This window comes from Phytobacter palmae, assembly GCF_039409775.1.
In the GTDB taxonomy this organism is placed as follows: domain Bacteria; phylum Pseudomonadota; class Gammaproteobacteria; order Enterobacterales; family Enterobacteriaceae; genus Phytobacter; species Phytobacter palmae.
The window spans coordinates 187,263-205,706 of the sequence record NZ_JBCIVJ010000004.1 but is presented as its reverse complement, the minus strand read 5'-3'; the positions used below and the strand labels follow the sequence as shown (position 1 = coordinate 205,706).

Below are 18,444 nucleotides of genomic sequence, written 5' to 3'. Positions count from 1 at the left end.
GTAAAGGAGCGCGGAGGAGGCCGCACAGTTCAGGGTAACGCCAGGGTGGGCGGCAAATATAAAAAAAGCCCCATCATAAAATTGATGGGGCTTTTATCTTCTACCCGCCGGATCGTTTAACCGATCCATTTGATTTACTGACAGGTGTCAGCCATCAGGCGGGTTATGCCAGACAGGACAATTAAGCGGTTTTCTTCGCTTTTTTGTCTGCTTTATCCGTTTTAACCGCTTCTGCTTTCACTTCTGCTGCCACGCCTTCTTTGAACTCGCGACCGTAGTAGGTATCCAGCAGGATCTGTTTCAGCTCGGAGATCAGCGGGTAACGCGGGTTAGCACCGGTACACTGGTCATCGAACGCATCTTCGGACAGTTTGTCAACGTGAGCAAGGAAGTCAGCTTCCTGAACACCTGCTTCACGGATTGACTTAGGAATACCCAGTTCAGCTTTGATAGTTTCCAGCCATGCCAGCAGTTTCTCAATTTTCGCGGCAGTGCGGTCACCGACAGAAGTCAGACCCAGATGGTCAGCGATTTCTGCGTAACGACGGCGAGCCTGCGGACGGTCGTATTGGCTGAATGCAGTCTGTTTAGTCGGGTTGTCATTCGCGTTATAGCGGATGACGTTCGCGATCAGCAGGGCGTTGGCCAGACCGTGTGGAATATGGAACTGTGAACCCAGTTTATGCGCCATGGAGTGACACACACCCAGGAAGGCGTTCGCAAACGCGATGCCCGCGATGGTAGCGGCACTATGTACACGCTCACGTGCAATCGGGTTTTTAGAACCTTCATGGTAGGACGCTGGCAGGTTTTCTTTCAGCAATTTCAGAGCCTGCAGAGCCTGACCATCGGAGAACTCAGACGCCAGTACAGAAACGTACGCTTCCAGCGCATGGGTTACCGCATCCAGGCCACCGAACGCACACAGTGATTTCGGCATGTCCATGACCAGATTCGCGTCGACAACCGCCATATCCGGGGTCAGCGCATAATCCGCCAGCGGATATTTCTGGCCAGTAGCATCGTCAGTTACAACAGCGAACGGCGTAACTTCTGAACCTGTACCGGAAGTGGTGGTGATAGCGACCATTTTCGCTTTCACACCCATTTTCGGGAACTTATAGATACGTTTACGGATATCCATAAAGCGCAGCGCCAGTTCTTCGAAATGGGTTTCCGGATGTTCGTACATTACCCACATGATTTTTGCCGCATCCATCGGCGAACCACCACCCAGCGCAATGATCACGTCAGGTTTGAAGGAGTTCGCCAGCTCTGCACCTTTACGTACGATTGTCAGCGTCGGGTCAGCTTCAACTTCGAAGAAGACTTCTGTTTCGACGCCAGCAGCTTTCAGTACAGAGGTGATCTGGTCTGCATAACCGTTGTTGAACAGGAAGCGGTCAGTCACGATAAGCGCGCGTTTGTGACCATCAGTAATCACTTCATCCAGCGCGATTGGCAGAGAGCCACGGCGGAAGTAGATAGATTTCGGAAGTTTGTGCCACAACATGTTTTCAGCTCGCTTAGCAACGGTTTTCTTGTTGATCAGGTGTTTCGGACCAACGTTTTCAGAGATGGAGTTACCACCCCAGGAACCACAACCCAGTGTCAGGGAAGGTGCGAGTTTGAAGTTATAAAGGTCACCGATACCACCCTGAGAGGCCGGGGTGTTGATCAGGATGCGCGCGGTTTTCATTTCCGCGCCGAATTTCTGCACGCGAGCCGGCTGGTTATCCTGGTCGGTATACAGGCAGGAGGTGTGACCGATACCGCCCATAGCAACCAGTTTCTCTGCTTTTTCTACCGCATCGTCGAAATCTTTAGCACGGTACATAGCCAGAGTCGGAGACAGTTTTTCGTGAGCAAAAGGTTCGCTTTCGTCAACAACAGTCACTTCACCGATCAAAATTTTGGTTGTTGCCGGAACAGTGAAACCTGCCAGTTCAGCGATTTTGTATGCTGGTTGCCCAACGATAGCGGCGTTCAGCGCGCCATTTTTCAGGATAATGTCCTGAACAGCTTTCAGCTCTTTACCTTGCAGCAGGTAGCCGCCGTGGGTCGCAAAACGTTCGCGAACAGCGTCGTAAACAGAATCAACAACCACAACAGACTGTTCAGAAGCACAGATAACGCCGTTGTCGAAAGTTTTGGACATCAGAACAGAAGCGACAGCACGTTTGATATCTGCAGTTTCGTCAATGACAACTGGGGTGTTGCCTGCGCCTACGCCGATAGCCGGTTTACCAGAGCTGTACGCTGCTTTCACCATGCCCGGGCCGCCAGTTGCGAGGATCAGGTTGATATCAGGGTGATGCATCAGCGCGTTAGACAGTTCAACAGACGGTTGGTCAATCCAGCCAATCAGATCTTTTGGTGCGCCCGCAGCGATAGCAGCCTGCAGAACGATATCAGCCGCTTTGTTTGTTGCATCTTTAGCACGCGGATGTGGAGAGAAAATAATAGCGTTACGGGTCTTCAGACTGATCAGCGACTTGAAGATTGCAGTAGAAGTTGGGTTAGTCGTCGGAACGATACCGCAGATGATACCAATAGGTTCAGCGATAGTGATGGTACCGAAAGTGTCGTCTTCCTCAAGGACACCGCAGGTTTTTTCATCTTTATAGGCGTTGTAGATATATTCAGAAGCAAAGTGGTTTTTGATCACTTTATCTTCGACAATACCCATGCCGGATTCGGCAACAGCCATTTTAGCGAGAGGGATACGGGCATCAGCGGCAGCCAGGGCGGCGGCGCGGAAGATCTTGTCAACTTGCTCTTGAGTAAAGTTGGCATATTCACGCTGGGCTTTCTTCACACGTTCGACGAGTGCGTTAAGTTCAGCGACATTAGTAACAGCCATAATGCTCTCCTGATAATGTTAAACTCTTTTAGTAAACCAGCTGTCCGAAACGACAGTATAGACAGACCGGGTGCAGGTTGCGTAAATTACAGAAAAACAAGTAGTTATCGCCATGCCCAACCTAACTGATTTACTGAAAGAGCCTCAACGAAACATCATTAAAACAGATGGTTCTACTCCCTGATGACGTCTCCAAGAGTACTCACTTCTGAGTACCGATTACGTGATCTAAATCAAGTTACAGCAAAGCTGACACCTTTCAGCAGGCTATTTTTGGGCATTTGTATCAAATGTTAATGATAAAAGGGCGGCGCTAGCTAACATTATCATAATTAGTACAAATGCATAACATGCCAGGATGTAGGGAATATGACAGGATTTAGGGTGAGTTGTGCTGCAAATAATCGTATATTTAGCAGGGACTTATTGTTTCTGTACTTTTTAACTCTTTGCCTTGCATTGCTGCGGAGCACTCTGTGACTCAAACACTGTTTGACTTTCCAACCTGGTTTAAGTTTTTCATCGGCCTTTTCGCGCTGGTAAACCCCATCGGTATTATTCCTGTCTTTATCAGTATGACCAGCTATCAAACTGCCGGGGCGCGGAATAAAACTAATCTGACCGCGAACCTTTCTGTTGCCATCATTCTCTGGACGTCGCTTTTTCTGGGGGATGCGATTCTGCAGTTGTTCGGTATTTCGATTGACTCGTTTCGTATCGCCGGGGGGATCCTGGTAGTAACCATCGCGATGTCGATGATCAGCGGTAAGCTGGGCGAAGATAAACAGAATAAGCAGGAGAAATCAGAAACAGCGATCAGAGAGAGTATTGGCGTTGTGCCGCTAGCCTTACCTTTAATGGCGGGGCCGGGTGCAATCAGTTCAACCATTGTCTGGGGGACGCGCTATCACAGCGTGGAATATCTTGCTGGATTCTCAGTCGCGATAGCCCTTTTTGCTTTTTGTTCATGGGGCGTGTTTCGCATCGCCCCCTGGCTGGTGCGTCTTCTTGGCCAAACCGGGATTAACGTGATCACCCGTATCATGGGCTTATTGCTGATGGCGCTGGGTATTGAATTTATCGTTGCAGGTGTAAAAGGAATATTTCCGGGCTTACTGCATTAACTTGCTTGCGGTGAAAATAATGCTGCGCAGAGCGTTGGAGGCGCAGCATTATCAGCAAATCATATAACTAAAGTCAGAAAAAACCATAAATATAATAAATCAACATGCTTTAAATAAGTTCTTTAATTTCAACTAATTACATTTCGTTACATTGCCATCTGGCGATAAATTCATCCATCAACACTGTTATTTCCCTCACACGATACTCTGGGGCTTGCTGTCAGATAATTGAAATGATATTAGTAATTTCGTCGCTCAGGCAGACAAATGTGCTAGATAATAATCGAATGTTGATTTTTTGTGCAAAAAACGCGCAATCTCATTGCGAATGTTACAACAACGACGAATTACTATCTATCTGACTGATTGAAAAGACTAATTTTTTCTTTAAGCATGTTCGGACGTTCTTGTTACGCGGATAAAAGCGCTAATAAAAGAGAATTAGTTAACAAATTTGCAAATTGTATTGGCGACGTAATGTGCCATTTGGTACTTTCCGGCCCTATATTTGCAATAAGAATACGCGCAGATGAGAATTATTTTCAAATAAAAATCTCGTCCGGCAAAAGAAACAAACGTCTCGACAGGGGAGACGTATACGATATCGACGTAAGGGCGCCATCCGAGCGGCTTGTAGAAATAAAGTCGGTGATAGCAAGCAGTAAACGATGCCTGACAGCAGCCATAAGCTCCTGCGCTGTACAGGCCCCCTCAGGGGACAAAACAGGCTGGCATTAATGTCAGTAATTATAATGAGTGGAGTATCAACACAATGTCCATCATCACAAAAAAAAGTCTCGTAGCGGCTGGAATTCTCTCCGCGCTAATTGCAGGTAATGTAGCCATGGCGGCTGATGTTCCTGCAGGTGTTCAACTGGCAGAGAAGCAAACGCTGGTTCGTAATAATGGTTCAGAAGTACAATCACTTGACCCGCACAAAATCGAAGGTGTGCCGGAATCAAACGTCAGCCGCGATTTGTTTGAAGGCCTGTTAGTCTCTGACGTTGAAGGCCATCCGAGCGCTGGCGTTGCTGAAAAGTGGGAAAACAAAGACTTTAAAGTCTGGACCTTCCATCTACGTAAAGATGCAAAATGGTCTGATGGCTCGCCGGTTACGGCACATGACTTCGTTTATAGCTGGCAGCGTCTGGCAGACCCAAAAACTGCATCTCCATACGCCAGCTACCTGCAATATGGTCACATTGCAAATATCGATGACATCATCGCCGGTAAAAAGCCAACCTCAGACCTGGGTGTAAAGGCGCTTGATGACAATACATTTGAAGTTACGCTGAGCGAACCCGTTCCTTACTTCTACAAATTGTTGGTACACCCTTCCGTCTCCCCGGTTCCGAAAAACGTTGTCGAGAAATTCGGCGACAAATGGACCCAGCCCGCGAACATCGTGACTAACGGCGCGTACAAACTGAAAGATTGGGTGGTCAACGAACGTATCGTGCTTGAGCGTAATACCAATTACTGGGACAACGCAAAAACGGTGATTAACCAGGTTACTTATCTGCCTATTTCCTCAGAAGTGACTGACGTTAACCGCTATCGCAGCGGTGAAATCGACATGACCTATAACAACATGCCGATTGAACTGTTCCAGAAACTGAAACAAGAAATTCCAAAAGAAGTCCACGTTGACCCATATCTGTGTACTTATTACTACGAAATTAACAACCAGAAAGCGCCGTTCACTGATGTACGCGTTCGTACTGCGCTGAAACTGGCTCTTGATCGTGACATTATCGTCAACAAAGTGAAAAACCAGGGCGACTTGCCAGCTTACAGCTACACTCCGCCATATACTGACGGCGCAAAACTGGTTGAGCCGGAATGGTTCAAGTGGTCACAAGATAAACGTAACGCAGAAGCGAAAAAATTGCTGGCAGAAGCAGGTTACACGGCTGACAAGCCGCTGACCTTCAACCTGCTGTACAACACATCTGACTTGCACAAAAAACTGGCTATTGCCGTTGCTTCTATCTGGAAGAAAAACCTGGGTGTGGACGTCAAGCTGGAGAACCAGGAGTGGAAAACCTTCCTTGACAGCCGTCATCAGGGCACCTTTGATGTGGCGCGTGCAGGCTGGTGTGCAGACTATAACGAACCGACATCCTTCCTGAATACCATGCTGTCTGACAGTTCTAACAATACCGCGCACTATAAGAGCCCGGCATTTGATAAGCTGATTGCCGACACGCTGCAAGTGACCGACGAAGCGCAACGCACCGAGCTCTACACCAAAGCCGAACAGCAGCTTGATAAAGACTCTGCGATCGTCCCGGTGTATTACTACGTGAACGCCCGTCTGGTGAAACCGTGGGTGGGTGGTTATACCGGTAAAGACCCGATGGATAATATCTACGTTAAAAACTTGTATATTATCAAGCATTAATGGCAATGAGTGGGGCAGGATAATCCTGCCCCACAGTGTCTTATTTCATCGCACTACAAAGGCACAGGCCAGAAGGTACGGGCAATGTTGAAATTTATCCTACGTCGCTGTCTGGAAGCGATTCCGACGCTATTTATTCTTATCACGATCTCATTCTTTATGATGCGTCTTGCGCCGGGTAGTCCTTTTACCGGTGAGCGTACGCTGCCGCCAGAAGTAATGGCGAATATCGAAGCGAAATACCATCTGAACGATCCGATTCTGACCCAATACGCCAGCTATCTGAAACAGCTTGCGCACGGCGACTTCGGGCCGTCATTTAAATATAAAGATTACACGGTGAATGATCTGGTCGCTGCCAGCTTCCCTGTATCCGCGAAGTTAGGCGCTGCGGCGTTTTTACTGGCGGTAATTTTTGGCGTGAGTGCAGGCGTCATCGCCGCGCTGAAACAAAATACCAAATGGGACTATTCCGTGATGGGGCTGGCGATGACCGGGGTTGTCATACCGAGCTTCGTTGTCGCACCGCTGTTGGTGATGATTTTCGCTATCACGCTTAAATGGTTACCCGCCGGGGGATGGAATGGCGGCGCGCCAAAATTCATGATTCTGCCAATGGTCGCATTGTCTCTGGCTTATATCGCCAGCATTGCGCGTATAACGCGTGGCTCGATGATTGAGGTGCTGCATTCTAACTTTATTCGTACCGCACGGGCGAAAGGTTTACCGATGCGGCGCATTATTTTCCGTCATGCGCTCAAACCCGCATTATTACCTGTGCTTTCCTATATGGGGCCTGCCTTCGTTGGTATTATCACCGGTTCAATGGTTATCGAAACGATTTACGGTTTGCCGGGTATCGGTCAGCTATTTGTGAATGGCGCATTAAACCGTGATTACTCGCTGGTATTAAGTTTGACCATACTGGTAGGGACATTGACTATTTTATTTAACGCGATTGTTGATGTGCTGTATGCCGTTATCGATCCGAAAATTCGTTATTAACACTGGAGTACGCCATGATGTTAAGTAAAAAAAACAGCGAGGCGCTGGAAAACTTCAGTGAAAAACTGGAAGTAGAAGGTCGCAGTCTCTGGCAGGATGCTCGCCGTCGCTTTATGCACAACCGTGCGGCGGTCGCCAGCCTGGTTGTCTTATTATTTATCGCACTCTTCGTGACCCTCGCGCCGATGCTGTCGCAGTTTAGTTACTTCGATACGGACTGGGGCATGATGTCCAGCGCCCCTGATACGACCTCAGGGCACTATTTTGGTACGGATTCATCCGGGCGTGATCTGCTGGTGCGCGTCGCCATTGGTGGACGTATTTCGCTGATGGTCGGTATTGCAGCCGCGCTGGTTGCGGTTATCCTTGGCACCCTTTACGGATCCCTGTCCGGTTACCTCGGCGGTAAAGTGGACTCCGTGATGATGCGTCTGCTTGAGATCCTTAACTCTTTCCCGTTTATGTTCTTCGTCATCCTGCTGGTGACATTCTTCGGTCAAAACATTCTGCTCATTTTTGTGGCTATCGGTATGGTTTCCTGGCTGGATATGGCGCGTATCGTCCGTGGTCAAACGCTGAGTCTGAAACGTAAAGAGTTTATCGAAGCGGCTCAGGTAGGTGGTGTATCGACAGGCAATATCGTGATTCGTCATATCGTTCCTAACGTACTGGGCGTGGTAGTGGTATATGCCTCGCTGTTAGTACCCAGCATGATTCTGTTTGAATCATTCCTCAGTTTCCTTGGTCTGGGGACACAAGAGCCGTTAAGCAGTTGGGGCGCTTTGCTCAGCGATGGTGCCAACTCGATGGAAGTTTCTCCGTGGTTGCTGCTGTTTCCTGCAGGCTTCCTGGTGGTGACGCTGTTCTGTTTCAACTTTATCGGCGATGGCTTGCGTGATGCCCTCGACCCGAAAGATCGTTAAGGAGTGCTGTTGTGAGCAAGCATGAAACCTCATTGGCGCCACAGGCGCAGCAGCATTCGGACATTCTTCTGGATGTTAACGATCTGCGAGTGACTTTTAAAACCCCTGACGGTGACGTTACGGCGGTAAACGACCTGAATTTCAGCCTGCGGGCCGGTGAGACGCTGGGGATCGTGGGTGAGTCTGGTTCGGGCAAATCTCAAACCGCATTTGCCCTGATGGGCCTGCTGGCATCGAATGGCCGTATTGGTGGTTCGGCGAAATTCAATGGTAAAGAGATCCTGAACTTGCCAGAGCATGCGCTGAATAAACTGCGTGCTGAACAGATTTCCATGATTTTCCAGGATCCGATGACCTCACTGAATCCATATATGCGGGTCGGTGAGCAGCTAATGGAAGTACTGATGCTGCATAAAGGCATGAGTAAGGCCGAAGCGTTTGAAGAGTCGGTTAAAATGCTGGACGCGGTGAAAATGCCGGAAGCGCGTAAGCGTATGAAGATGTATCCGCATGAGTTCTCCGGCGGGATGCGTCAGCGAGTGATGATTGCCATGGCGCTAATGTGTCGACCGAAGCTGCTGATTGCTGACGAACCGACTACCGCTCTGGATGTGACCGTACAGGCGCAGATCATGACGTTGCTCAATGAGCTTAAGCGCGAATTCAACACCGCCATTATTATGATTACCCACGATCTGGGTGTTGTTGCGGGCATCTGTGACAAAGTGCTGGTCATGTACGCTGGCCGCACCATGGAATATGGTGCGGCACGCGATGTGTTCTATCACCCGGCACATCCGTATTCTATCGGCCTGCTCAATGCGGTACCGCGCCTTGACGCTGAAGGTGAAGAGTTGTTGACCATCCCCGGTAACCCGCCGAACCTGCTGCGGCTGCCGAAAGGGTGTCCGTTCCAGCCCCGTTGCCCGCATGCGATGGAAATCTGTAACAGTGCTCCGCCGCTGGAGGAGTTTGCCCCGGGACGTTTGCGCGCCTGCTTTAAGCCGGTGGAGGAACTGGTATGAATGCCGTGACAGAAGAAAGAAAAGTACTCCTTGAAATTGCTGACCTGAAAGTTCATTTCGATATAAAAGACGGTAAGCAATGGTTCTGGCAGCCATCCAAAACACTGAAAGCGGTACACGGCGTGACGCTGCGTCTCTATGAAGGGGAAACCCTGGGCGTGGTGGGCGAGTCCGGCTGTGGGAAATCGACCTTTGCCCGTGCGATTATTGGTCTGGTCAAAGCTACTGACGGTAAAGTGGCCTGGCTGGGCAAAGATTTGCTCGGTATGAAGCCCGATGAGTGGCGCGATGTGCGCAGCGACATCCAGATGATTTTCCAGGACCCGCTGGCATCTCTGAACCCGCGTATGACGATTGGTGAAATCATTGCGGAACCGCTGAGAACGTATCATCCGAAAATGCCGCGTCAGGAAGTGCGTGACCGCGTCAAAGCCATGATGATGAAGGTGGGGCTGCTGCCGAACCTGATTAACCGCTATCCGCACGAGTTCTCCGGCGGCCAGTGTCAGCGTATCGGCATTGCGCGCGCGCTGATCCTCGAACCGAAGCTGATTATCTGTGACGAACCGGTTTCAGCCCTGGACGTGTCTATCCAGGCGCAGGTGGTCAACTTGCTGCAAAAACTGCAGCGGGAAATGGGGTTGTCCCTGATCTTTATCGCCCATGATCTGGCGGTGGTGAAGCACATCTCCGACCGTGTACTGGTAATGTATCTTGGTCATGCTGTAGAGCTGGGTACCTATGACGAGGTGTACCATAATCCGCAGCACCCTTATACCAAAGCGCTGATGTCTGCCGTGCCGATTCCGGACCCGGATCTGGAAAAGAACAAGCAGATTCAGTTGCTGGAAGGGGATTTGCCTTCGCCAATCAATCCGCCATCGGGCTGCGTGTTCCGCACTCGTTGTCCGATTGCCGGACCCGAGTGCGCGCAAACGCGCCCGGTTCTCGAAGGCAGCTTCCGTCACGCGGTCTCCTGTCTTAAGGTCGACCCGCTCTGAATAAAAAAGGCTGACGAAAGTCAGCCTTTTCTTTTACCCTCACTCGCGCCAGAGAATGTGGCACAACTTATGGTCTTTCTCTCGACAAAGCAGTACGCGGGCAAATACATCATTGATTTCGCCGCCATCGGTATCCGCCAGGCCTATCACTACTTCCGCGAAAAAGTCCGGATTCAGATCATAATCAACATGCTCTTGCCAGTCTTCGCCGGGATCAAACAATTCCGCACCGCCACGCTCTTCAAACTGAAGATTGAACAGAATGATATCTGCCGGGTCGAGATTATCCGCCGCAAGTTCGAGAAAAATATCGTAAGCCTGCTCAAGCGTTTCGTCTTCGCTCAGGCGGTTGTTCAGATCCATATCCATAATGACTACCTGTTTAATATCGTTTGGGCACGTTTTACAGCAATGGGCTAAAGAAGTAAAACAGTCGTTCTGCAATCCGGTGCCAGAATGGGCGTTTAACCCACAAACGTGCGTCCAGTAAGCGAGAACGCGAAATATAATCATCCTGTACAGCGGCCAGATCGCTGCCAAATCCGGTATCGTCGATAACCAGCGTAATCTCGAAATTTAGCCACAGACTACGCATATCAAGGTTCACTGTTCCCACCAGACTTAACTCGCCATCGACCAGCACGCTTTTCGTATGCAAAAGCCCACCTTCAAACTGATAGATTTTTACACCGGCCGCCAGCAGTTCAGTGAAAAAGGCCCGACTGGCCCAGCCAACAAGCACTGAGTCATTCTTGCGTGGCAGGATAATGCTGACGTCAACGCCTCGCTGCGCGGCGGTACAAATGGCATGCAGAAGGTCATCGCTGGGGACGAAATAAGGTGTCGTCATGATCAGGTATTCGCGCGAGGCATATACCGCGGTCAACAACGCCTGGTGAATAAGGTCTTCCGGGAACCCGGGCCCCGAGGCGATGGTGTGGATGGTGTGTCCGCTGGCCTGCTCAAACGGCATGATATTGGCGTCCGGTGGCGGCGGGAGGATGCGTTTACCGGTCTCTATCTCCCAGTCGCAGGAGTAGACAATCCCCATAGCGGTGGAGACCGGTCCTTCCATGCGAGCCATCAAATCGACCCATTGACCGACGCCAGCATCCTGTTTAAAGAAGCGGGGGTCCACCATATTCATACTGCCAGTATAAGCGATGTAATTATCAATAAGGATCATCTTACGGTGCTGGCGCAGGTCCATCCGACGCAAAAATACACGCATCAGATTAACTTTTAGCGATTCGACGACTTCAATACCTGAATTGCGCAGCATATCGGCCCATGGACTGCGGAAAAAAGCCACGCTGCCTGCTGAGTCAAGCATTAAGCGGCAATGCACACCGCGCCTCGCGGCCGCCATCAAGGATTCAGCGACCTGATCGGCCATTCCTCCCGGCTGCCAGATATAAAACACCATCTCAATGTTATGCCGGGCAAGCTGAATGTCGCGGATTAATGCCTGCATAACGTCATCTGAGGAGGTGAGAAGCTGGAGCTGATTACCTTTCACGCCCGCAATGCCCTGGCGCCGTTCGCAGAGCTTGAACAGTGAAGTGGCAACGCTGCTGTTTTCAGTAGCGAAAATATGGTGATACGTCTTAAGGTCTTTTAGCCACTTGGCGGTGGATGGCCACATCGCACGAGCGCGTTCTGCCCGGCGCTTGCCAAGATGCAGTTCCCCAACGGACAGATAAGCAATGATTCCCACCAGAGGGAGAATATAAATAATCAGTAGCCATGCCATGGCAGAAGGAACCGCCCGGCGCTTCATCAGGATGCGAAGCGTCACACCTGCGATAAGCAGCCAGTAGCCCAAAATGATCAGCCAACTCACAACCGTGTAGAAGGTTGTCATAACAAAAAATCCTTTTGAAAATCTGATATAAGGAGTTTACGCATAAGGACTCATCTGGCAAATAAAAACGGCGCTGAAAAGGGGTGGTCTGGTGGCGACCAGGGTTTATAATGGGGCTTCTGTTTCAGGAAAGAGTCGTAAAAATGAAGCGTAGTAGAACGGAAGTGGGGCGCTGGCGTATGTCCCGACAGGCCAGTCGTCGCAAGGCGCGCTGGCTGGAAGGACAGTCCCGTCGCAATATGCGTATCCACTCGATAAGAAAATGTATCCTTAATCGGCATCGTAATGCGTTAGTTTTTGATTTTTACGGGTTCTGATGGTCCAGGGCATCTTTATGGTGCCCATTGTTTTTTTATCTGGTTATGACTTAAAGGGTGAACGCTGAATGTCTGTTATCGATAGTTTGATTGCTTTTACCCTTGCCGCGACACTCCTGACGCTCACTCCCGGTCTCGATACCGCGCTAATTTTGCGTACTGCCGCGGTGGAGGGGCGAAGTCAGGCATTTAAAGCCGCCTTCGGTATTAATACCGGTTGTCTCATTTGGGGGGCTGCCGTTGCCTTCGGACTCGGGACATTAGTTGCGGTGTCGGAACTGGCCTACTCCATTCTCAAATATTGTGGCGCTGCCTATTTATGCTGGCTGGGACTGAATATGCTCATTCGCCCACGTACCGCTGTTTTCTCTGTTGCTGGAAAAGAGAAAAAGCAGAACTGGTTTATTCGTGGCATGTCAGGCAATGTGCTGAATCCGAAAATGGGGATTTTCTACGTCTCTTTTTTGCCGCAGTTTATTCCGCATGGGCAGCCTCTCATTATTTGGACTTTTGGCCTGGTGATGATTCATGTGGTGCTGGGAACCATATGGTCAACTCTGCTAATCGCGGCGACGCGCCCGTTGTCTTTATTTTTACGTAAAGAAGCCGTTATACGCTGGATGGATCGCACAACCGGTGTGCTATTTTTGCTCTTTGCAACTCGCCTTGCGCTAAGTAAACGTTAATTTCAATAGTGGGTAACCATGAATAAAGAAGCAGTTATTTTTCTCGCCCTGGCGATTGTCAGTGAAGTGATTGCGACCACTGCGCTTAAAAGTTCCGATAGCTTTACCCGTCTGGTTCCCGGCGTTATCAGTATTCTCGGCTATTGTATTGCATTCTGGTGTCTGACTATCCCAATGCGTACCATACCTACGGGGGTGATTTACGCAATCTGGTCCGGCGTAGGGATTGTATTAATTGGTGCCGTTGCCTGGATTATTCACGGGCAGAAACTCGATTTTCCGGCCATGCTGGGGATGGGGTTAATTATTGCAGGTGTGGTTATTATTAATTTGTTCTCAAAAACGATTGCTCATTAAACGCTTATAAAATAAAGGGGTATTCATACTTTACCCCTTATTATTTCTGACAGTCAGAACACTTTCTTAAACGGCTTGACGATGACGTGCTGGTAAACGCCAGCCGCAATGTACGGGTCCGCATCGGCCCAGGCTTGCGCCGCTTCCAGAGATTCAAATTCCGCGATAACGGTAGAGCCGGTAAAACCCGCAGCACCCGGATCGTTACTGTCTACGGCTGGCATTGGACCTGCCGTTAATAAGCGCCCTTCATCATGCAGCAATTGCAGGCGGGCCAGGTGAGCCGGGCGCACGGAAAGGCGTTTTTCGAGAGAATCAGCAACGTCCTGCGAGAAAATAACGTAAAGCACGGGTAGGGCTCCTTCATCATGAGAAAACCACTACGTTATGTGAATCCATAAATGGCTGCAATGCAAAGATGATGGTGAGCGAATATCCCCATTTCGTGAGTGCTTTTTTTAACCGTATACGCGCAAAAACTCCGACAGGTGCGATGGCTGGTTGAATATGATTGCTATTTGCATTTAGAATCTAGCTTTGCTTTTTCAACTGAAACGATTATGACTTCAATGGCCCTCGATTTACCCCGTCGCTTTCCCTGGCCGACACTGTTGTCCGTCGGTATGCATGGCGCTGTTGTGGCCGCCATCTTGTATGCCTCGGTACATCAGGTTATTGAATTACCTGCACCTGCTTCGCCGATCACGGTGACCATGGTGACTCCCGCAGAACTGGAACCGCCGCAGGCGGTGCAGCCACCACCCGAACCGGTAGCAGAGCCTGAGCCTGAACCCGAGCCGGAACCTGTCCCCGAGCCGCCAAAAGAGGCACCGGTGGTGATCCACAAACCTGAACCGAAGCCGAAACCTAAACCGAAGCCGAAACCGGAGAAAAAAGTTGAGCAGCCTAAGCGCGAAGCAAAACCGGCAGAACCCCGCCCGGCGGCACCGGTCGAAAGTAATGCTCCACCGCGCCAGGTGATGAATAGCGCTCCAGCCGTCGCCAGCAAACCGGCGCCGTCGGTTCCGGCAGCCCCGCGAGCATTAAGCCGCCCCCAGCCTCTATATCCGCCGCGTGCACAAACGTTGCGTATTGAAGGACGTGTTCGCGTGAAATTTGACGTATTAGCGGACGGGCGTATCGACAACGTGGAGATACTTTCAGCCCAACCGGCGAATATGTTTGAGCGTGATGTGAAAACGGCCATGCGTAAATGGCGTTATGAACCGGGCAAACCGGGCACCGGTATCACGGTCAATATTATCTTCCGCCTGGAGGGTGGCGCGACAATGGATTAAGCAAAAAAGCCTCCTGATGGAGGCTTTTTTTATGCCTGCGCGGGCAGCGGCCGCGGCTTACCGTCGTTATCTACGGCAACATAAATAAACAGTGCCTCTGTAGCCTTATAACGTTGACCGATAGGTTCTGAGGCGACCTTTTTAATCCAGACTTCGACGTTAATGGTAATCGACGTATTACCGCGCTTCACGCAACGCGCATAACAGCACACCACGTCGCCCACTGCTACCGGGCGCAGAAAACTCATACCGTCGACGCGGACCGTGACCACGCGTCCATGAGCTATCTCTTTAGCAAGAATTGCACCGCCCATATCCATCTGCGACATCAGCCAGCCGCCAAAAATATCACCGTTTGCATTGGTATCTGCCGGCATCGCCAGTGTGCGCAGGACAAGTTCGCCCTGCGGTGCATCCTGAGTGTTAGACATGATTATCTCATCAATAAAGAAGGGGAATTCTGGCGGGATGCTACTATGGATTTATAGCTGAAAACAATTAGATAAGCTGGTCTGTGGGAAAAAAAAGCCGGACAGCGCCCGGCTTTTTATGCACCACTCAGGATTTATCGTCCTGAGGCATGTGGCGATAAATGTAGATGCCGCTTAATACGGTAAAGATAAGCGTCAACGCGGTTAAACCAAATACCTTGAAATTCACCCAGATATTCTGCGGCAACCAGAAGGCAATGTAGATATTTGCCAGGCCACAAAGGATGAAAAACAGTGCCCAGGCAAGATTGAGACGCTCCCAGACTAGCGGCGGCAGTGTGAGCTCTTTACCAAGCATGCGCTGGATAAGCGGTTTTTTCATTACCCACTGACTAAACAACAAAGCGCCTGCAAACAGGGCGTAAATGACCGTGACTTTCCATTTAATGAATTCGTCATTATGGAAGAAAACCGTCAGCCCACCGAAAACGGCTACCAGTATAAAAGTAATAAGCGCCATCTTTTCGACTTTGCGATAACGCACCCAGCTGTAAATCAGGACAACAGCCGTAGCGATGATTAAGGCCGTTGTCGCTGCATAAATGTCATACAGCTTGTAAAAAGCGAAAAATACTACCAGTGGGAGAAAATCAAGAAACTGCTTCATTCTACGGTTCCGTTAAGTTGCCTGCTTTCGCAGGCGAAAAATCACTGACGTATCAGCATGTACAGGCGAAACAGATAAATGAGCAAAGCTACAGATATCATGTTACTCACCGTGTTGGCGACCACTGCACCGATTTCCGGCGTGAGAAATGCTAAATTGTGTGCGTACATCAGCAGTACGATTTTTGCCAGCAACCAGGCGATGACCGCAGGCGCGACCAGACGCATATTATTCCAGCCCAGACGCATACTGCCGCGCATCGCCGAAAGAACACCCGCGCGATCCTGAACAATCATTACTGGCGCGAATGCCAGCAAAATGGCCATTAACACGCCAGGTACGATGAGAATGATGCCGATTTGAACCAAAAGGGTTGTCAGCATAATCAGGATAAACAGCGCAGGCAGTACAGGTGCGCTGGCACCAATAGCGCGAAGCGCACTGACGCGCTGGCCTGCTGAGATCATGCGGATCATCATCAATACGCCGCCCACCAAAATAGCATTCCCGATCAAACCAGAAAATGTGGCAGCCGCTGAGGTACGCAATAAAATCTGTTGCTGTTCCGGCGTCATATTACGGACCAGATCGAACAAATCTGTCCTTCCCGCCAGGTTATCGCCTTCACTCAGGATCGCAAGCTGGGCGTCACTGGGTGAAAAGAGACGTCCTAACAGTACTGTAATAAACGCGCATAGAAGTGCAATCAGCAAAATAGTAACAAACTGATTACGAAAAAAATTCCCCGTGTCACGGTAAACGGATTTCGCCGTGATAGACATGCACTCTCCTTGAGTTCTGCAATGTTAAATTCATCACAATTGTACCCTGAAAGACTCATCGGTGGCAGCCTCCGTGGATGTATGGAAAAGCATATCTTTGTAAAGCGGCGGTAATCCGTAATACGCACGGGCGCGATCGCAGGCCTCATTGGCCTCGTTATTCTCCCCCGACATCATAAATTCACGGCATGGGGATGGTCGTTGCTCATAAATGCGGCAACGCGCTGATTCACCCGGAACGCCTTCCAGCGCGACGCAATGGCTTTGCTTCTGATTGGTCCCGCGCATACAGCGTAAAAATGGGGTGACAGGCTCGGTAAGCTGAGCCGGAACAGTGCCGCCAGCGTCATCCGCCTCGGCCCAGTAGAAAGAGACACGAAAATAAGCACAACAGGCTCCGCACGACATGCACGGGTTGAGATCACTCATGACACACCTGCAATCACTACGCATCAATTCATAGGAGTTCATTAAATTAGACCCACTGGCACGTGTCCGCAAGAGGGAGCGATGACGATATTTTTGGCACGTTTAAAGGATAAAATTGATGTAAATACAAAAATTAAGTATCGGAAATGACAGCCAAAATTAACTCAGATCAATAAATGTTAAATTAGCGAATGTAATGTGATCCAGATTGGATCACGATGTACTCTTTTATAGGTATATTCACGGCGCCTATGAAAAACCACATACATGGAGTGGATATGAATAAATTAGCCGTGGCAGCATTGATCCTGAGTAGTCTTTCCGCGGGCGCCGCCTGTGCGCATGAAGCTGGTGAATTTTTCATGCGTGCCGGTTCCGCAACCGTCAGGCCGACGGAGGGATCGGATAATGTATTAGGGAGTCTGGGAAGTTTTCACGTCAATAATAATACCCAGCTTGGCCTGACCATGACGTATATGGCGACGGATAACGTTGGTGTGGAACTCCTGGCAGCAACACCGTTTCGTCATAAAGTAGGAACAGGCCCAACCGGTGATATCGCGACCGTTCACCATTTACCCCCGACACTGATGGCACAATGGTATTTTGGTGATGCCAACAGTAAAGTTCGCCCGTATATTGGCGCGGGTATCAATTACACCATGTTCTTTGATGAGAAATTCAACGATACGGGTAAATCAGCTGGCCTTTCTGATTTGAGTCTCAAAAACTCCTGGGGCGCGGCAGGACAGGTTGGGCTGGATTATTTGATAAACCGTAACTGGCTTATTAACGCCTCGGTCTGGTACATGGATATTGATACGGATGTTCGCTTTAAAGCGGGAGGCGCGCAACAAAGTGTAAGTACACGTCTCGACCCGTGGGTATTTATGTTCTCTGCAGGTTATCGCTTCTGATTTCTGCAATATAAAACTGGCCCGACAAGTGGCCAGTTTTATCAACGATTCGATCATGTCAGCTTTTTCAACACGCCATACGCTCCCCAGTTGATAGCCATCGCGGCAATAACCCCTATAAGCCAGGGAATACGTGAACCGGCAAAATAGTAATGCCCGATATAATTACCAAGGGTGAAGCAGGTAAAAATAGTCGCAACGGTAAACCAGCCTCTTATTAACGCGGCTCTATTAAGCATATGGACATCCTTCCCATTAAAGACATTAGCGTCTGACGGATGATGAGCATACTTGTCATCCGTGTCCTGCATATCCGCGACATTATTAAGTGTTAACGTTGGCCTGGCAATG

General features: G+C 49.8%; 20 protein-coding genes. 11 read left to right on the top strand and 9 right to left on the bottom strand.

Going from position 1 to position 18,444, the window contains the following annotated elements:
* Positions 1 to 181 precede the first annotated feature (181 nt).
* Entirely contained in the window at positions 182 to 2,863 is a 2,682-nt protein-coding gene (gene adhE, locus AAIG39_RS07635; protein WP_090084649.1) for a bifunctional acetaldehyde-CoA/alcohol dehydrogenase, read from the bottom strand.
* Between the two features lie 476 nt (positions 2,864 to 3,339).
* Between adhE and AAIG39_RS07630 the strand changes: the two genes are divergently transcribed.
* From AAIG39_RS07630 to oppF, 6 genes are all read left to right on the top strand, one after another.
* Positions 3,340 to 3,987: a YchE family NAAT transporter gene (locus AAIG39_RS07630; RefSeq protein ID WP_047370519.1), complete on the top strand. Its 648-nt coding sequence runs from the start codon at positions 3,340 to 3,342 to the stop codon at positions 3,985 to 3,987.
* 772 nt (positions 3,988 to 4,759) lie between these two features.
* Positions 4,760 to 6,391, top strand: coding sequence for an oligopeptide ABC transporter substrate-binding protein OppA (oppA, locus tag AAIG39_RS07625; RefSeq protein WP_090084648.1), 1,632 nt, complete (start codon positions 4,760 to 4,762; stop codon positions 6,389 to 6,391).
* Between the two features lie 84 nt (positions 6,392 to 6,475).
* Positions 6,476 to 7,396, top strand: coding sequence for an oligopeptide ABC transporter permease OppB (gene oppB, locus AAIG39_RS07620; RefSeq protein WP_047370517.1), 921 nt, complete (start codon positions 6,476 to 6,478; stop codon positions 7,394 to 7,396).
* A gap of 14 nt (positions 7,397 to 7,410) precedes the next feature.
* A complete protein-coding gene (oppC, locus tag AAIG39_RS07615) occupies positions 7,411 to 8,319 on the top strand; it encodes an oligopeptide ABC transporter permease OppC (RefSeq protein WP_090084646.1) in 909 nt (302 codons plus the stop codon).
* Between the two features lie 11 nt (positions 8,320 to 8,330).
* Entirely contained in the window at positions 8,331 to 9,344 is a 1,014-nt protein-coding gene (gene oppD / locus AAIG39_RS07610) for an ABC transporter ATP-binding protein (RefSeq protein ID WP_090084645.1), read from the top strand.
* Complete coding sequence (gene oppF / locus AAIG39_RS07605) at positions 9,341 to 10,345, top strand: murein tripeptide/oligopeptide ABC transporter ATP-binding protein OppF (protein WP_343193551.1); 1,005 nt, start codon at positions 9,341 to 9,343, stop codon at positions 10,343 to 10,345. Before oppD ends, oppF begins: the two co-directional genes overlap by 4 nt.
* Positions 10,346 to 10,384: 39 nt before the next feature.
* On the opposite strand, the gene AAIG39_RS07600 is transcribed toward oppF, so the two are convergent.
* Both AAIG39_RS07600 and cls read right to left on the bottom strand, forming a co-directional pair.
* Positions 10,385 to 10,714 carry an HI1450 family dsDNA-mimic protein gene (locus AAIG39_RS07600; RefSeq protein WP_343193550.1) on the bottom strand — a complete coding sequence of 110 codons (330 nt, stop codon included), beginning with the start codon at positions 10,712 to 10,714 and terminating at the stop codon, positions 10,385 to 10,387.
* A gap of 34 nt (positions 10,715 to 10,748) precedes the next feature.
* Positions 10,749 to 12,209 (bottom strand): cardiolipin synthase, encoded by a 1,461-nt coding sequence (gene cls / locus AAIG39_RS07595; RefSeq protein ID WP_090084641.1) that lies wholly within the window; start codon positions 12,207 to 12,209, stop codon positions 10,749 to 10,751.
* Positions 12,210 to 12,352: 143 nt separating this feature from the next.
* Here cls and AAIG39_RS07590 point away from each other — a divergent pair, with 143 nt between their 5' ends.
* The 3 genes from AAIG39_RS07590 (at position 12,353) to AAIG39_RS07580 (ending at position 13,569) form a co-directional block, all read left to right on the top strand.
* Positions 12,353 to 12,526: a YciY family protein gene (locus tag AAIG39_RS07590; RefSeq protein WP_139223051.1), complete on the top strand. Its 174-nt coding sequence runs from the start codon at positions 12,353 to 12,355 to the stop codon at positions 12,524 to 12,526.
* Between the two features lie 68 nt (positions 12,527 to 12,594).
* The gene (locus tag AAIG39_RS07585; RefSeq protein ID WP_090084638.1) at positions 12,595 to 13,212 is read left to right on the top strand and encodes a LysE family translocator; all 618 of its coding nucleotides are present in this window, start codon (positions 12,595 to 12,597) and stop codon (positions 13,210 to 13,212) included.
* A gap of 18 nt (positions 13,213 to 13,230) precedes the next feature.
* Positions 13,231 to 13,569, top strand: a complete 339-nt coding sequence (locus AAIG39_RS07580) for an SMR family transporter (RefSeq protein WP_090084637.1) — start codon at positions 13,231 to 13,233, stop codon at positions 13,567 to 13,569.
* Between the two features lie 53 nt (positions 13,570 to 13,622).
* Here AAIG39_RS07580 and AAIG39_RS07575 read toward each other — a convergent pair whose 3' ends face one another.
* Positions 13,623 to 13,919 (bottom strand): YciI family protein, encoded by a 297-nt coding sequence (locus AAIG39_RS07575; RefSeq protein ID WP_090084635.1) that lies wholly within the window; start codon positions 13,917 to 13,919, stop codon positions 13,623 to 13,625.
* A gap of 219 nt (positions 13,920 to 14,138) precedes the next feature.
* On the opposite strand from AAIG39_RS07575, the gene tonB reads away from it, so the two are divergent.
* The gene (tonB, locus tag AAIG39_RS07570) at positions 14,139 to 14,867 is read left to right on the top strand and encodes a TonB system transport protein TonB (protein WP_343193573.1); all 729 of its coding nucleotides are present in this window, start codon (positions 14,139 to 14,141) and stop codon (positions 14,865 to 14,867) included.
* Positions 14,868 to 14,896: 29 nt separating this feature from the next.
* Here the strand turns inward: tonB and yciA are convergent, their stop codons facing one another.
* The 4 genes from yciA to AAIG39_RS07550 form a co-directional block, all read right to left on the bottom strand.
* Positions 14,897 to 15,298: an acyl-CoA thioester hydrolase YciA gene (gene yciA / locus AAIG39_RS07565; protein ID WP_047370508.1), complete on the bottom strand. Its 402-nt coding sequence runs from the start codon at positions 15,296 to 15,298 to the stop codon at positions 14,897 to 14,899.
* A 127-nt stretch (positions 15,299 to 15,425) separates the two neighbouring features.
* The gene (locus tag AAIG39_RS07560) at positions 15,426 to 15,965 is read right to left on the bottom strand and encodes a septation protein A (RefSeq protein ID WP_343193549.1); all 540 of its coding nucleotides are present in this window, start codon (positions 15,963 to 15,965) and stop codon (positions 15,426 to 15,428) included.
* Positions 15,966 to 16,006: 41 nt separating this feature from the next.
* Positions 16,007 to 16,747 carry a YciC family protein gene (locus AAIG39_RS07555; RefSeq protein ID WP_343193548.1) on the bottom strand — a complete coding sequence of 247 codons (741 nt, stop codon included), beginning with the start codon at positions 16,745 to 16,747 and terminating at the stop codon, positions 16,007 to 16,009.
* A 33-nt stretch (positions 16,748 to 16,780) separates the two neighbouring features.
* Entirely contained in the window at positions 16,781 to 17,176 is a 396-nt protein-coding gene (locus AAIG39_RS07550; protein ID WP_343193547.1) for a YkgJ family cysteine cluster protein, read from the bottom strand.
* A gap of 278 nt (positions 17,177 to 17,454) precedes the next feature.
* Here AAIG39_RS07550 and ompW point away from each other — a divergent pair, with 278 nt between their 5' ends.
* Positions 17,455 to 18,093 (top strand): outer membrane protein OmpW, encoded by a 639-nt coding sequence (gene ompW, locus AAIG39_RS07545; RefSeq protein ID WP_090084627.1) that lies wholly within the window; start codon positions 17,455 to 17,457, stop codon positions 18,091 to 18,093.
* Between the two features lie 53 nt (positions 18,094 to 18,146).
* On the opposite strand, the gene AAIG39_RS07540 is transcribed toward ompW, so the two are convergent.
* Complete coding sequence (locus AAIG39_RS07540; protein ID WP_090084626.1) at positions 18,147 to 18,332, bottom strand: hypothetical protein; 186 nt, start codon at positions 18,330 to 18,332, stop codon at positions 18,147 to 18,149.
* Positions 18,333 to 18,444 lie beyond the last annotated feature (112 nt).

What these genes read in the sequence shown, in the direction of transcription:
- adhE (WP_090084649.1), bottom strand. Translation starts at nt 2,863, where the DNA reads ATGGCTGTTACTAATGTCGCTGAACTTAACGCACTCGTCGAACGTGTG.
- oppA (WP_090084648.1), top strand. Translation starts at nt 4,760, where the DNA reads ATGTCCATCATCACAAAAAAAAGTCTCGTAGCGGCTGGAATTCTCTCC.
- oppB (WP_047370517.1), top strand. Translation starts at nt 6,476, where the DNA reads ATGTTGAAATTTATCCTACGTCGCTGTCTGGAAGCGATTCCGACGCTA.
- oppC (WP_090084646.1), top strand. Translation starts at nt 7,411, where the DNA reads ATGATGTTAAGTAAAAAAAACAGCGAGGCGCTGGAAAACTTCAGTGAA.
- oppF (WP_343193551.1), top strand. Translation starts at nt 9,341, where the DNA reads ATGAATGCCGTGACAGAAGAAAGAAAAGTACTCCTTGAAATTGCTGAC.
- AAIG39_RS07600 (WP_343193550.1), bottom strand. Translation starts at nt 10,714, where the DNA reads ATGGATATGGATCTGAACAACCGCCTGAGCGAAGACGAAACGCTTGAG.
- cls (WP_090084641.1), bottom strand. Translation starts at nt 12,209, where the DNA reads ATGACAACCTTCTACACGGTTGTGAGTTGGCTGATCATTTTGGGCTAC.
- AAIG39_RS07590 (WP_139223051.1), top strand. Translation starts at nt 12,353, where the DNA reads ATGAAGCGTAGTAGAACGGAAGTGGGGCGCTGGCGTATGTCCCGACAG.
- AAIG39_RS07585 (WP_090084638.1), top strand. Translation starts at nt 12,595, where the DNA reads ATGTCTGTTATCGATAGTTTGATTGCTTTTACCCTTGCCGCGACACTC.
- AAIG39_RS07580 (WP_090084637.1), top strand. Translation starts at nt 13,231, where the DNA reads ATGAATAAAGAAGCAGTTATTTTTCTCGCCCTGGCGATTGTCAGTGAA.
- tonB (WP_343193573.1), top strand. Translation starts at nt 14,139, where the DNA reads ATGGCCCTCGATTTACCCCGTCGCTTTCCCTGGCCGACACTGTTGTCC.
- yciA (WP_047370508.1), bottom strand. Translation starts at nt 15,298, where the DNA reads ATGTCTAACACTCAGGATGCACCGCAGGGCGAACTTGTCCTGCGCACA.
- AAIG39_RS07560 (WP_343193549.1), bottom strand. Translation starts at nt 15,965, where the DNA reads ATGAAGCAGTTTCTTGATTTTCTCCCACTGGTAGTATTTTTCGCTTTT.
- AAIG39_RS07555 (WP_343193548.1), bottom strand. Translation starts at nt 16,747, where the DNA reads ATGTCTATCACGGCGAAATCCGTTTACCGTGACACGGGGAATTTTTTT.
- AAIG39_RS07550 (WP_343193547.1), bottom strand. Translation starts at nt 17,176, where the DNA reads ATGAGTGATCTCAACCCGTGCATGTCGTGCGGAGCCTGTTGTGCTTAT.
- ompW (WP_090084627.1), top strand. Translation starts at nt 17,455, where the DNA reads ATGAATAAATTAGCCGTGGCAGCATTGATCCTGAGTAGTCTTTCCGCG.
- AAIG39_RS07540 (WP_090084626.1), bottom strand. Translation starts at nt 18,332, where the DNA reads ATGCTTAATAGAGCCGCGTTAATAAGAGGCTGGTTTACCGTTGCGACT.